The following is a 13,781-nucleotide window of genomic DNA, read 5'->3' on the forward strand; positions in this document are numbered from 1 at the left end:
GTGCGGACCAACGGTCCGCACCTACCGTCTTTTGTTCAATCGCCGTCGGTTTCGTCCGGGTGGGCCTTCCAGTAGCCAGTGGAACGAATCCAGTCGCGCGGCACGCCCAGGTGGCCTTCGATGAACTTGCGCATCATCCGGGCGCGGCGCGATTCGGTGGCGATCCAGTAGAAGACATCGCCGTCCGGTGCTTCGAAGTCGGTCAGCATGTCTTCCAGCAGCGTGCTGCTGGCCGCGGGGAAGCCATTGCGCTCCAGCCAGTGGATACGCACGTTCTCGTACTGCGGCAGGTCCTGGCGTTCGGCTTCATCGCACACTTCGATGAAGGCCTGCACCTCGGCATCCTCCGGCAGCACGTCCAGCCAGCGGGCGATGGCCGGCAGCGCGGTTTCATCGCCGATCAGCACATAGGCGTCGTAGCTGTCGGCCACCACGAACGAGCCGCGCGGGCCGCCGATCACCAGCGTGTCGCCAGCCTTGGCCTGCTCGGCCCACGGCCCGGCAATGCCCTGGTCGTGCAGCACGAAGTCGATGGCCAGCTCGCCGGTTTCGTGGTCCCACCAGCGCGGGGTGTAGTCGCGGGCCGGTGAGGGCTCCTTGCCGGCCGGATAGCTGCGGCCTTCGGCAGTGACCACCGGCAGCACCATCTCGCCGCTGGCATTGGGGAAGAACAGCTTGATGTGGTCGTCGGCGCCGGGCGAATCGAAACCGGCCAGCTCGGCGCCACCCAGCACGATGCGGCGCATGTGCGGGGTGACCTCTTCGGTGCGCAGCACGGTCAGTTCACGGAAGCGCACATCCAGGCGCAGGCGCGTGTTGTTGTGTTCGGTCATGGGGTTACCTGTAAAGGTGTCGCGCGGGGGCGCGCGGCGTAGGGGCGACCTGGCTGGAGTCAGTCTGGCTGGGTCATTGAAAAGGATTGGCTCTCGCTACCGGCCGTACCGTTGAGCAGCGCGGATGCCCGCGTCAGCAGCGCCGCTACTTCTTCCGCCTCACCCTCGGCCCAGCGGCCGTGGTGATGCACCAGCGCCCGCTTGAACTCGCGCAGGGCACCGGCCAGCGGCGGCGGCAGCGAGGCCTTGGTGATCTCGCGGGCGCGGTCGAAGGCGCGTCGCTGCGCCAGGCGCACCTGGGTGCGCTGCACCTTCAGCTCGAACTCGCCGGCGGTGGTGATGCGGAAGATCCGCTTGCCGTCCACTTCCTCGGCCTCGATCCAACCGGCCTGCTCGAAGCTGGCCAGCAGCGGGTACATGGTGCCGGCGCTGGGCGTGTAGGCCTGCATGAACTGGTTGCTGATCAGCTGCATCAGCTCGTAGCCGTGGCGCGGCTGCTCGCCGATCAGGGCCAGCACCAGCAGGCGCAGGTCGCCGCGGCTGAGCACCCGCGGCTGGCCGTTGCGGCGTGGCACTTCCGGATTGGTGGAACGGGCTCTGGGAGAAGCGGTACGGCTCATTTCGATATATCGGTAAACGAGTGTGCAAACGATATATCGATATATCGAAGCCGACAATCATCGATCCGGCCACAAGCAGGTCAGTTTTGGGCCACGGCCGGCCCCGCGCACAGCAAAAGGGGCGCCCCTTGCGAGGCGCCCCGGGCAACACTGTGGAAGGGAGCGAGGCAGGGCCAGACGGCGGACCGAAGCGGGCGAGGCCAACACTCGAGGCCTACCCTGAGGGCAGGGCGGGGGGCGATCCAGAGGCAGGTGCGACACGTTGTCGCCCGTTCAGCGCCAGCACGCGGAGCCGATACAGGTGGGCATGGCGCTGCCCTACAACCGTCATCGGCAGCGGTAACACTGCGTCCTGCACATGGGCGCAGCGGCCCGCAAGCGACAGCCCGCGCAGCCGCCAAGGCCCGCCGCCGGGCCTTCAGCGGGCCCGGCAAGCCCCTTGCGGACACTGGCCGGTTGCATCCATACGCCTGCGTAGCCAAGTGACGAAAGCCCTTGGTGCGCTACACTTTGCGGTCTAGAAATCTATACAACAGTCGCGCGCGTGCGTGCGGTTATGGGAGCGCTAATGAACTGGTTGAACGAGGTGCTGAACAACGACCCGAATCCTGTGGAAACCCAGGAGTGGATCGAGTCGTTGAAGGCCGTTATTGATGTCGAGGGCTCCGAGCGCGCGCATCAGCTGCTGGAAGGCATGGTGGAACTGACCCGTCGTTCGGGCGCCTACCTGCCGTTCTCTCCCACCACCGAGTACGTCAACACCATCGAGCCGCAGCTCGAGGCCAAGAGCCCGGGCAATGCCGAGCTGGAATGGCGCATCCGTTCGATCATCCGCTGGAACGCGATGGCCACCGTGGTGCGCGCCAACCGCAAGCCGGGTGACCTGGGCGGCCACATCGCCTCGTTCGCCTCCGGCGCCACCCTGTACGACGTGGGCTTCAACCACTTCTGGCGCGCCCCGAGCGAAAACCACCCGGGCGACCTGCTGTTCATCCAGGGCCACAGCGCCCCGGGCATCTACGCGCGTTCCTTCCTGGAAGGCCGCATCAGCGAAGAGCAGCTGGACAAGTTCCGCATGGAAGTGGACGGCGGTGGCCTGTCCTCGTACCCGCACCCGTGGCTGATGCCGGAATACTGGCAGACCCCGACCGTGTCGATGGGCCTGGGCCCGCTGGCCGCCATCTACCAGGCGCAGTTCATGCGCTACTTGGAAAACCGTGGCCTGATCGAGAAGTCCGACCGCAAGGTGTGGTGCTTCATCGGCGACGGCGAGAGCGACGAGCCGGAAACCCTGGGTGCCATCGCCCTGGCTGGCCGTGAAGGCCTGGACAACCTGATCTTCGTGGTGAACTGCAACCTGCAGCGCCTGGACGGCCCGGTGCGCGGCAACGGCAAGATCATCCAGGAACTGGAAGGCGTGTTCCGTGGCGGCGGCTGGAACGTGATCAAGCTGCTGTGGGGCGGTTACTGGGATGCCCTGCTGGCCAAGGACAGCGACGGCGTCCTGAAGAAGCTGATGATGGAAACCGTCGACGGCGAATACCAGAACTGCAAGGCCTTCGGCGGCGCGTATACCCGCGAGCATTTCTTCGGCAAGTACCCGGAAACTGCCGCGATGGTCGCCGGCCTGAGCGACGACGACATCTGGCGCCTGAACCGTGGTGGCCACGACCCGCACAAGGTGTACGCCGCCTACCACCAGGCCGTGAACACCAAGGGTATGCCGACCGTCATCCTGGCCAAGACCGTGAAGGGTTACGGCATGGGCAGCGCCGGTGAGGCACTGAACCCGACCCACCAGACCAAGAAGCTGGACGACGAAGCGGTGCGCCACTTCCGCGACCGCTTCAACATTCCGGTGACCGACGCGCAGCTGGCCGACGGCCAGGTGCCGTTCTACCACCCGGGCCCGGATTCGCCGGAAGTGCAGTACCTGCAGGAACGCCGTGCCGCGCTGGGCGGTTACCTGCCGCAGCGCCGCCGCAAGGCCGACAAGACCTTCGTGGCGCCGAAGCTGGAAGCCTACGACCGCCTGCTGAAGAGCAGCGGCGAGCGCAGTTACTCCACCACCATGGCCTTCGTGCAGAGCCTGAACATCACCCTGCGTGACAAGGAACTGGGCCCGCACATCGTGCCGATCGTGGCCGACGAAGCCCGTACCTTCGGTATGGAAGGCCTGTTCCGCCAGATCGGCATCTACGCGCCGTTCGGCCAGAAGTACAAGCCGGTGGACGCGGACCAGCTGATGTTCTACCGCGAAGACCAGAGCGGCCAGGTGCTGCAGCAGGGCATCAGCGAGCCGGGCGCGATCAGCTCGTGGATGGCCGCCGGTACCAGCTACTCGGTCAGCAACGTGCCGATGCTGCCGTTCTACATCTACTACTCGATGTTCGGCTTCCAGCGCGTGGGCGACATCGCCTGGCAGGCAGCCGACATGCGTACCCGCGGCTTCCTGCTGGGTGGCACCGCCGGCCGCACCACGCTGAACGGTGAAGGCCTGCAGCACGAAGATGGCTTCAGCCATCTGGTGGCCGGTGGCATCCCGAACGTGCGCAGCTACGACCCGACCTTCGGCTTCGAAGTGACCGTGGTGCTGCAGCACGGCACCAAGCGCATGATGGAAGACCAGGTGGACGAGTATTACTACGTCACCCTGATGAACGAGAACTACACCCACCCGGAAATGCCGGAAGGCGCGGCCGAAGGCATCGTCAAGGGCATGTACCTGCTGACCGACGCCGGCAAGCCGAAGAAGGGCGAGCTGCGCGTGCAGCTGCTGGGTTCGGGCACCATCCTGCGTGAAGCCATTGCCGCGGCCGAGCTGCTGGACAAGGACTTCGGCGTGACCGCCGACATCTGGAGCTGCCCGAGCTTCAACGAACTGCGCCGCGATGGTTTCGACGTGGAGCGTGCCAACCGCCTGCATCCGGAAGGTGAGCAGCGAAAGGCCTACGTGACCGAGCTGCTGGAAGGCCGCCAGGGCCCGGCGATTGCCGCCACCGACTACGTGCGTGCGTATGCGGACCAGATCCGTGCGTTTGTGCCGATGTCGTACACCGTGCTGGGTACCGATGGCTTCGGCCGTTCGGATACGCGTGCGAACCTGCGCCGGTTCTTCGAGGTTGACCGGTACTACATCGCCCATGCCGCGATTGCGGCGCTGGCGAAGGAAGGGAAGATGACCGCGAAGGATGTGGCCCGGGCGATCAAGCAGTACAAGATTGATCCGGAGAAGGCTAATCCTGTTGGGGTTTGACCTAGCTACCAGGGGCACGGGTTAACGCCTGTGCCTCTGAGCTTGAATAGAGCTCAAGAATAGGGAAGAATCCACATATGCCCCAAGGGGGCTAGCGGGACCGATCTAAGGCGGTATGCCGTTCGGAGCCGAGGTGCGAACTGAGGCCACCTGATATCCTACTTTACCCGATTGGTACCGTGGCCCGAGCTCGCTCGGGCTTTTTTTTACTCTTTTTTCTTGGCATCAAGGAGGGATAAGTGATTAGCGAGAAGGATTTGGCTGCCGAGATTGTCTTAGAGTGCAACAAGCTAATTCGGCGATATGAGGTTTACCACAATAATCTCCACGCGGAGACTGTGCGCATGGCGAGAAGACTCGGTGTGGTGCCTGCGAAAATTGTAATTAAACCCGACTATTGGAAAAAAAATAAAAAGTTCGATCCGTTCTATTGTCGCGGCAGGGCTCGAGCAATGGCGAGGTCCATTGTTCGGAAGATTATTCTAAAAACGTACAGTCCAGAGCCGCCCCACGAGAAAGATATTCCAAAGGCTTCAGGGGGGAAGCGCAAGCTGCGCATTTACCAGATTCCTGATGCTGTGGTTTCCAAGATCGTGTACGAGCGGATGCTATCGAAGAATAGGCATCGATTTAGTGCATTTTCATACGCCTATAGAGATGATCGCAATGTTCATTTTGCGATACAGGACATGCATTCAGACATATCTGGATTTGATCGTGCATACATTGCGGAGTACGACTTTTCAGATTTTTTCGGAAACATATCCCATCGGCATCTCGAGGAGCAGCTTAATTCAAATGGATTGCTGATTAGTGACGAGGATGAGTGGATACTCAAGAAATTCCTTCTGAGCGATAGGGGAATTCCTCAGGGAACTTCGGTTTCGCTATTCCTGGCAAATGTGGCGTGCCTCTCTCTGGATAAGTCTCTAGAAAAGATTGGGGTAAAGTTCGCTCGCTATGCTGATGATACAGTCATCTGCAGCGATAGCTATGATTCAATCTGCAGAGCTGTTCGCTGTATTTCGGAATTTTCTCGCCAGTCTGAGGTGAAGATAAACTTTGCCAAGTCGGAAGGGATTAGTATGCTTTCCGATATGACCGGTAAGGCGGAGATGCGAGAAAAGCACAGCTTTGATTTTCTCGGCTATGCGGTTTCAATGCGAGCACTCGGCATCAAAAAATCCTCCGAGCAAAGAATTAAGAAGCGAATATCATACCTGCTCTACAGAAATCTTCTTCAGCCGCTTAAGGGGCCCGCCCTCGCAGGTGTTCGTGTTCCAGTTGGGTATGACCCGGACCTAATTACAGCCATGTTGCAGGTGCGGCGGTACGTTTGTGGGAGTCTTTATAAATCTGATTTTCACAATTATCTTAATTCAGGAATTGGGCAGATTAGATTTCGGGGTGTGATGAGCTTCTATCCGCTCGTAACGGACGAGGAACAACTTATGTCGCTGGACGGATGGCTGACATCGACCGTTTTTCGAGTGCTGAAACTTAGAGCGAGAAAATATGCTGCGCACGGGCATCCCAGTGTAGGGGCTGTGTTCCCCTTTGGTGTGCCAAAGGCCCGCCTAGTCTCCGCGCTTGACTCTATGAGCTATTCGGGACGAAAGCTTCTGGAAATTCCGAGCTTTCTCTTGGTTTCTCGGGCGATGAGAAAGGCTATTAATGAGCACGGGATTTCCTATGTGATGGATCCTAAATCGAGTCGGTACGCCTACAGAACCTAGGCTACTGCATTTCGAAATTCACTCATAATGGCTGCTTTTTTGGCTTTTGCTTCTTAATAAGTGGCAACTGAGGGTCAATGGGGATCGCGGTAATCTTCACTTGATAGCCCAATGCCAGAAGCTGCGAGGCCGCGTTTTTCAATGAAACTTTCGAGAAGAAGGGGAGCTCGGACGGAATCGATTTATTCGTTGCGATCGCATAAGTTATCGTATAATTTGATGCGTTTGGACGGGATTTTGCGTCCTTTAAAGCAATGCTCTGCGGAAGCTTCTTGTTAAGTCGCTGGCGAAACGCTTCGTCCTTTACAAATGCCTCTGCGGCGGTTAGCCCTTGAGCAAATAAGTGGCTTAGGGTGGCTGATGAGCGGTAATACTTTACGTGAATGAAATTTTCGGACCCTTCAATTAGGTCGCAAAACTCGATCTTATCGAGTGGCCCGCCTAGTTGAATGTTATTCTTGTCCATAAGATGCAGGTCATCGATCAGATTTGATGCATGTTGGTTGTATTCGCCCTCATTTGCGAAAGAGTAAATTGGAAGCGAATTGGTTATGACTGGTATTTTGGTCAGGCTATCATCTATTCTTTTGATGAAGTCAGATTCAATCCTGAACCACGCGCCATTCCGAAGCGTGAACCTGTCGTCCCCTTCGGAGATCTCTGCGTAAAGGCATCTGTAGGCGGACCAGCTTCGAATTGAGTTGTATTCTGAATTGTTTATATGGACAGTCGACGACTTAATTGTAGATAGACAGAACTCTATGCCCTTGGATTCGATGTATTCGCGTAAATCGGAGATCTGCAGAACTTGGTGCCTAGGGGTGTTGGGGCGCATATCAAATGAGTACCCCGCGTTTGATTCCCAGTCTACAATTTCAGGCTCCCCCATCCATAGATTGCCTTCTCCATCTCGCTTAATTAGATCGTCGAGTAATAAGTCCAACAGATTCAGTGTGTCGGGATCTCGAACCCTTGCGACGTTATCAATCCAGCTATAGACTGAAGGCAGTGGCTCCCTAAATAGTTGAAGAGCCTTTGTGAGGATCGGTAATATTCCCGGAATGTCTGTCTCGACCATCAGTGTAAGTGCATCCCGACCAGTGATGTGGCTTCCCAATATGGGAAATCTGCACGCGCCGGTAACCGCGTATACTAGATCTGATTCTGAGTTTGCCTGCAAGTCGAATATGTCGGACTGTGTGGTGCTTTGTGTCCTAGAGCTTAAAGGGCTATCGTCGTAACTTGCTTTGTCTAGACTTCTTAGTTTGTCTGGCTCTACTGCGTTTAATGTTACACGCAGCCCAAAATCTCGTTCCATAGATTCAGGGTGGATGAGGTGAAACCCGGATCCAAAGGAAATCAAAAATACTCTACGTTCTAACTTGATGAGGAGCACTGCCCCTACGCTTGCACTCTTTCCAAACTTCATCTCAGGTGCACCTGGGTGCTCAGTTAGAAGATGAGCCCAGGCGGGGGTTTTGGATGGCGGCTCTTTCTTTATGAATACAATGGCTTCTTCGCAGTCAACCGGAATATGGTGTGCTACTTCAACCATTTCTTGTTTAAGTGGGAATCCGTAGTCTTGAAATCCTTCTCTGGCAAGATAAATTGACAGTTTTTCTTTGCGTGGCCCATCTCTCATGGCGGTCATATCCCCTGATGTGTGAGAGCCCAGAGATGATGCTAACCGAATTGTGCTCCATGTACTTATCTAATGATCCGCCAGGCTTCTGCCTAGGTCACGTGGTTGATGTGGTTGCATAGGCAGCCTATGGGATTAGCATCGTCAGTGCCTGATGAGGGCCGGTTGCAAAAGGTGAGCCACTCTGCGACCAACTGTGTAGCCAGCAGTTGGAGTTCGAAACCACGCTTGCGCACGCATTGCTTCTCCAGCGCCGGAATTACTTGGTCCACGATCCCATTCTGCTGTGGGTAGTGTGGGATGTTGAACTCCTACTGCAGGCAACAGCTGCGCTCCAGGCGAATGTGGTTGCTGTTGGTGAACACCAGCAATTGCTAGATCGCGGCAGTAGGGGAGCCGCAGGTAGCTGTCGCGCGCCACATTCGATTACCAACGCCAGACTCAGCCAACCATCCTAGGCCGCGCCAGACCTATAAACCCTTGAGCCGGTTGACGAGCTGCACGGTGTCCTTGTTCACGAGCAACGCGCCGATAGCGAGGTGGCCGAATGAGGACATGGCCTCGATTGTCTCACTCACTGATTGGCTCATTCAGCTCGGGCTTTACCTCGGTCACACCATTCATCGGCTTGTGGTACGTCGCCCGACCCGCCATTCGGAACCATTGACAGAGCTTCCTCATCGTCACCGTGGTGCCTTCGTCATTTGCCCTCGCTTGATGGCCAAGCACATCGGCCCTCGTCATTTCTCAGCAGAGAAGCCTGCCTCTTACGGGGGAGCGGATCTCCAAAATCACCTTGTTAAAGGTTTCCTTCAAGTCTTTCAGTTGTCGCTAGCGCATCTTAAGTACGTCCTCTGTACTCGCCCACAGGGCCTTCACATAGTGCTCTTGCCATCTTCGCCCAGCTATCGATCATGAGTGGAGCTGCGTCGCGTAGGTGGCTACCTTCGCCTGGACCTGGACGAGCTTAAAGACCAACGACGACTTGCATCGCGCGGACTAGCGCTTGATCCCTTCTTCCGCCAATTCGCTAATTGGTGTCTACCTCGTGGAAGCCACACCGAGGGGAAATCAGCGGGTCGCTACAGAAAGTTTGGCGGACAATGCTCTTGGGAATGTGATGGAAGATTGCGGCGATCAAAAACAAGGTCTCGGTGGAATTCCAAGAAGCTAATCTGCTTCAGCGAGAAAACCCCATATCGAAGTGATGTATCCAAGTCCAGACCAAGCCGAACTTGCACGTCAGACGGTAGTCTGCTCGAAATCAGCAGGCGACCGGCCGACGAGAAGCTAATCCAGCCGCGATCAAAGAGCAGATCCGCATGCGGAGCCAGCAGAAGGCCGTTCTCGCCATCAACGCGCTCGCTATGAGTGCTGTCCGCCCATGGCTTGATATGGCTCGCACGGAGGAATCTAAGGTCCTCAATACCAGTCAGTCGGCAGCCCTTTTCAACGCCGATCAAGCGTTCGCGGAATAGGCGCTGCTTCGTACGCACTTCGGTTTCGCGTCTTCTACTGGTCGCGCCGACGTCATCGATAGCGGCATCGATCTCTGCTTGGTCCGTCTCGCTCGCCGCAAGGCCCAGCGAGGCTTCCAATGATCTCAAGCGGAAAACGATCGCAGCTCTAGGCTGCCCTTTTCCATCTGGCGTGTCAGGTCGAACGTAGGAGGACTGACAGATGAACCTACCAAGGTACCGATAGGGCCGCCCCTTGCCCATCATCTGAAACACTACGAGTGTCTTGCCATCCTTGACGTGCTCGCCAATCGCTCGGTTACCCGCCACATACTTCATGTCTCCGACTTGACCCTCGCCGAAGTAATGAAAGACTTCGTCGTCGTCCCAGAAATCATGGTAGCCATGAGACACGCCGGCCTCGCCAGTGAACGCGATGACTAGCGGATGCTCCTTGGGTGTCGAAATGCCGCCTTGCTGTTGCCCGCCAAATACACCGTGGATCTGCTTCTGACGGTTGTAGAGCGCGCCCACCTCGAATGGGAGTTCCATCCTAGTCCCTGTCCCAGAAGCTAAGTGCCCAGGATTCTAGCCAGAACTAGGTTCCTTGTGTCATCAGTTGACGCGTTTGGCTGCTAGGGTAGGGTGCAGGTGGGGGGCTATTGGGACGCAGACCTGGGGCAGCTGTTCTCAGGTGCGCTCAAGCTCCTCCTGCGTCTCTCTGGTGAGCCCCATCCATCTTTCCAGCGCTGTAGCTCTATTGCATCGCCTGCGATCGTAGACATGGTGGCTATCAGAAGACTTGGCCCAGAGTTGTCCACGAACAGAATGGCATCGCCACGTACGCTCAAATCGAAGAAGCGTCTACTGGGATCATGCTTTCCGATGGTGATGCCTTGGCAAGCCAACTCCTCGGCAAAGCTCTCGGCGTCGGCCCGAAACAGGGCAAACTCCGAGTCGGTGAGTCTTGGGTAGTTCTCAAGACTCATTGTGGTGGCTGGCGCGTACGCTCCGCCAATGATCAATCCCAGTAACGCTGCCGCCGTCAGGGCAAGTAAAGTCTGGCTTGGCATAGTGAGGCCAGTGTTGGAGGCTAAGGGGCTCAGACAGCGGCGCATGCTTAGGCCGTGCATACGATCCGGCGCGTTGCACTCGATGTGCGTAGCCAAGCACGCTCTATTCCCGAACCTGCAACCGCTCAATAGCCTGCGCAGTCAACGCCACACAAGCCATCTTTAACCCTTCCATCACCCGATCCCCCAGGTACTCCTCGGGCGCGCCGTTCTGCCGAGTCCGCTCCGCGGCCAGCATCAGCTCCGCCACCACGCGCAGCCCCGCCAATGCGCAATCCGCATCAGCCAACTGAAGACAACGCCCAGGCAGTTGATGCCGCTCCGGCCAAGGTTGGCCATCCGCAGCTGCACCGGTTCCGATGCGGTGTAGCGTGGCGACGAAAGCGTTGGGATCGACGGACGGTTCGCGCTCGGGTTCGACGTCATCCGGGTCGTACTGCGCGTGCAGGGAACGGAAGTCCGATGTGTTCATGGCAATGCTCCGTACAGGACAGATAGCAGCGCCACCAATAAAGGTGGCGGACGGTGCGGGCTCGAAAACCGGTAAATGCCAGACCGGCGGGTCCGAAGACCCCCACGCACCGCCCGCCATGGAACGCGAACGGATTGCCAGCCGACGCCACATAAAAAGGCGACGTCGGCTGGCAAGCGCATACAGCTGGCATAAACACGGGTTTTCGAGTCCCGCGCCACCCTTTTCCGGTGGCACGCCAAGAGATACCCGTGCAGCTGCCAAATGCCAAGAAACCACAGGACTGATGATTGGCAGTCCTGACGCTTTCGGCATTGTCGCACACGGTGTTAAGCCGGCAAGCGATTGCGCCGCAACGGTCTTGAAGGGCTTGGCGCTATTGGCCCCAAGCGCAGGAATACCCGTAGCCAGAGCCATGGCGTAGGGCCAATTGCGACAGATTGGACCACCGGTTCAGCCGGCGGTGCCTCGGCCGTGGGCACGAAGGTCAGGCGGACCCGCACCCGCGCATGCAGCGCGACGCCCTCAACCACGACCGGATCAAAGCGCCATTGGTCCACTGCGGTAAGGGCAGCACGATCAAGCTCCCGCGATCCGCTGGACCGCGCCACCATCACGTTGGAAACGTGGCCCAGCTCATCCAGTTGAGCAATCAACAGCACCGCTATGGGAGCCTGCAGGAAGGTATCGGGCGGTGTGGCAAGGGCCGTTGAATACACAACGGCAGGTGCCTGCTGCAGCTTGAAAGTGGGGTTGTCACCGGCCTCTACAAACACTTCAGTGGAAACCTGCGGGTCTGCCGCCATGGCCATGGCAGCTGTGGCCATGGCAGCATCAGAACGAGGTTCAGTGCCAGGGCGGTGTTCAAACGGGGCATACGTGGTTTCCATTCCGGTGCGCTATCAGCATCGCGGCCATCCCCCGGCTGGCTCCCGCCTGGACCGGCTGGCCGCGCCCAGGCCGACGTCGTAGTGGCGGGTGATAGCGCGTGGGTAGAACCTTCCAGCCGCCCGGCGAGGATCGTGGGCATGATCATCCCCTTGGGGGTGGGGGATGGCGTGGAGCGTGCATGGCTGGGGCGGGTCCCAGCCATGCGCTCAGTCCCTAAACCGCGTTGCCGGGCCTGCCGAAATCTCTGGCCGTGTCGTGGTTCAGATGTGGATCATCGGGTAGGCGACTTCACCCAGGTCGGGCGCGTCGTCCCTCATCATCAGATGCAGGATTGCCGGTACCAGTTGGCCCAGGATGGCGGCGCCATCTCGCAACTGCTCACGATTGGCATGGCTGTCCCACGTGGCCCCGCCATGTACCAGCTGGTTGCGCAGTACGTACAGCCGGTCAAGCACGATGGAGAGCACGACTTCAGTACGCCGCTCAACTACGGCCTGCAGCGCCGAGCGCTGGTCCTTGGCAAAGCGCTCTGCCCACTGGTTGCTGCTGTCATGTTCCCGCAGCGCCTTCCAGAAGCGTGCATAGACAAAGCGATTCCCGATAAGGGTTCGGATAGGCCCGGGAAACTGTTTGAACAGGATGTCCTGCAGGCTTCCTTGCTTGTCATGCCTCAGCAAAGCATCGAAGAACCTGCGCAGTTGTTCGCGCTCGGCATTCTCGAATCCGAATTCCTGGGCATAGGCTGCGTTCAGCGCAATCCACAGAAACAGGAATCGCGCGTCCGTGTCCTCGTCTTCCTGTTCGGCGCGGTTGAGCCAGCTGATGGCGCGGTGTAGGCGCACGCGCGTCGAGTCCGGCTGTGCATCGCGAATCTGACGATGCACTTCCTTCAGAGCAGTCGAATCCATTTTTCCCCCCTGTAAGATTTGCCATTATGCATGGCACCTCCGGCTGGGAAACTACTCCGAACGTCGCGCACTCCGCCAAGCCTCGGGTAATCCCTGCCAAAGCGCATCCAGAGTGGCTGCGCTGCCGCACGCCAGCGCAGTGGAGCGGCACTCGGGGCAGGCGCGGAACCAGGTCAGTCCCTCGATACGCGCATCCCCGGACGAAGGCAATGTCCGCTTCCAGCCGCAGTCTCGGCAATGGTAGGTCGACTTTTGCGCCAGTCCCCACATGCTCTGCCGAGCCTCAGTCATCTGCGCCGACAAGCTGCTGATCCGTCAGCCAGCGGCCCAGCCCATACAGCGCGAAACCGTAAACCACCGTGGCACCGATAATCTTGAACATGCAGTCCCTCCTCCTGGGTAGTAGCGGGGCGTCCAATGCCCCTGTTCCGATCCTTCGGCGTCCATTCTGCAGAGGGGTGCGACAACCTGTGTCGCGTCACCCGGGCCGATACTCGGCGCTCCCGGGATCGTGGCGGCGCGATTGGATTTCAGACCATTCCTAAAGACATCGCGCGCGAGTTGGCGATAGATTCTGCTGCAGAGCGATCCACCACGAGGCGCCCCGTGCAGGCATGCGTCGCTGCCCGCCGAGCGCCGTGCCATTGGCATCCGTAGCCGGCCGCTATCGGCTTGCGTTTGGATTACTTGAGCCTCCATCGGAACACACATCGTTCCACATCCGCACCCGCAGATGGCCCTGTGTCTGCTGTGAAAGCGTGATCGGATTCAAGATAATCACGAGACCAAGGGAAGGAACCCGTTGTTGGCCGAAGTGGCTTCTTGCGACATCAGATGTCGCAGCTTTCGGTTGAATCGGCTCATCCCCTGCTGGGATGTCGTGGAAACATACA

At 58.5% G+C, this 13,781-nt stretch carries 9 protein-coding genes; 2 read left to right on the plus strand and 7 right to left on the minus strand.

Annotated features, from left to right (window positions below; genetic code table 11):
* Positions 1-35: 35 nt before the first annotated feature.
* Together N7573_RS17265 and N7573_RS17270 are read right to left on the minus strand one after the other, a co-directional pair.
* Positions 36-833, minus strand: coding sequence for a siderophore-interacting protein (locus N7573_RS17265; protein ID WP_279943233.1), 798 nt, complete (start codon positions 831-833; stop codon positions 36-38).
* 59 nt (positions 834-892) lie between these two features.
* On the minus strand, positions 893-1,453 hold the full coding sequence (locus N7573_RS17270; RefSeq protein WP_100467709.1) for a PadR family transcriptional regulator: 561 nt from the start codon (positions 1,451-1,453) through the stop codon (positions 893-895).
* Positions 1,454-2,021: 568 nt separating this feature from the next.
* Between N7573_RS17270 and aceE the strand changes: the two genes are divergently transcribed.
* On the plus strand, positions 2,022-4,709 hold the full coding sequence (gene aceE, locus N7573_RS17275) for a pyruvate dehydrogenase (acetyl-transferring), homodimeric type (RefSeq protein WP_046984452.1): 2,688 nt from the start codon (positions 2,022-2,024) through the stop codon (positions 4,707-4,709).
* Between the two features lie 239 nt (positions 4,710-4,948).
* Positions 4,949-6,445 (plus strand): reverse transcriptase domain-containing protein, encoded by a 1,497-nt coding sequence (locus tag N7573_RS17280; protein ID WP_279912344.1) that lies wholly within the window; start codon positions 4,949-4,951, stop codon positions 6,443-6,445.
* A gap of 22 nt (positions 6,446-6,467) precedes the next feature.
* Here N7573_RS17280 and N7573_RS17285 read toward each other — a convergent pair whose 3' ends face one another.
* From N7573_RS17285 to N7573_RS17305, 5 genes are all read right to left on the minus strand, one after another.
* Entirely contained in the window at positions 6,468-8,096 is a 1,629-nt protein-coding gene (locus N7573_RS17285; protein WP_279912345.1) for a TIGR04141 family sporadically distributed protein, read from the minus strand.
* Between the two features lie 1,073 nt (positions 8,097-9,169).
* Entirely contained in the window at positions 9,170-10,096 is a 927-nt protein-coding gene (locus tag N7573_RS17290) for an HNH endonuclease signature motif containing protein (RefSeq protein WP_279912346.1), read from the minus strand.
* A 624-nt stretch (positions 10,097-10,720) separates the two neighbouring features.
* The gene (locus tag N7573_RS17295) at positions 10,721-11,089 is read right to left on the minus strand and encodes a hypothetical protein (RefSeq protein ID WP_279912347.1); all 369 of its coding nucleotides are present in this window, start codon (positions 11,087-11,089) and stop codon (positions 10,721-10,723) included.
* 329 nt (positions 11,090-11,418) lie between these two features.
* The gene (locus N7573_RS17300) at positions 11,419-11,916 is read right to left on the minus strand and encodes an energy transducer TonB (protein WP_279912348.1); all 498 of its coding nucleotides are present in this window, start codon (positions 11,914-11,916) and stop codon (positions 11,419-11,421) included.
* Between the two features lie 324 nt (positions 11,917-12,240).
* A complete protein-coding gene (locus N7573_RS17305) occupies positions 12,241-12,888 on the minus strand; it encodes a HEPN domain-containing protein (RefSeq protein ID WP_182267144.1) in 648 nt (215 codons plus the stop codon).
* Between the last annotated feature and the right edge of the window lie 893 nt (positions 12,889-13,781).

The organism is Stenotrophomonas sp. GD04054, assembly GCF_029836955.1.
GTDB classification, from domain to species: Bacteria; Pseudomonadota; Gammaproteobacteria; order Xanthomonadales; family Xanthomonadaceae; genus Stenotrophomonas; species Stenotrophomonas maltophilia_A.

Coding starts and splice junctions, on each gene's coding strand:
- N7573_RS17270 (WP_100467709.1), bottom strand. CDS start 1,453: ATGAGCCGTACCGCTTCTCCCAGAGCCCGTTCCACCAATCCGGAAGTG.
- N7573_RS17295 (WP_279912347.1), bottom strand. CDS start 11,089: ATGAACACATCGGACTTCCGTTCCCTGCACGCGCAGTACGACCCGGAT.
- N7573_RS17285 (WP_279912345.1), bottom strand. CDS start 8,096: ATGACCGCCATGAGAGATGGGCCACGCAAAGAAAAACTGTCAATTTAT.
- N7573_RS17305 (WP_182267144.1), bottom strand. CDS start 12,888: ATGGATTCGACTGCTCTGAAGGAAGTGCATCGTCAGATTCGCGATGCA.
- N7573_RS17290 (WP_279912346.1), bottom strand. CDS start 10,096: ATGGAACTCCCATTCGAGGTGGGCGCGCTCTACAACCGTCAGAAGCAG.
- N7573_RS17300 (WP_279912348.1), bottom strand. CDS start 11,916: ATGGCCACAGCTGCCATGGCCATGGCGGCAGACCCGCAGGTTTCCACT.
- aceE (WP_046984452.1), top strand. CDS start 2,022: ATGAACTGGTTGAACGAGGTGCTGAACAACGACCCGAATCCTGTGGAA.
- N7573_RS17265 (WP_279943233.1), bottom strand. CDS start 833: ATGACCGAACACAACAACACGCGCCTGCGCCTGGATGTGCGCTTCCGT.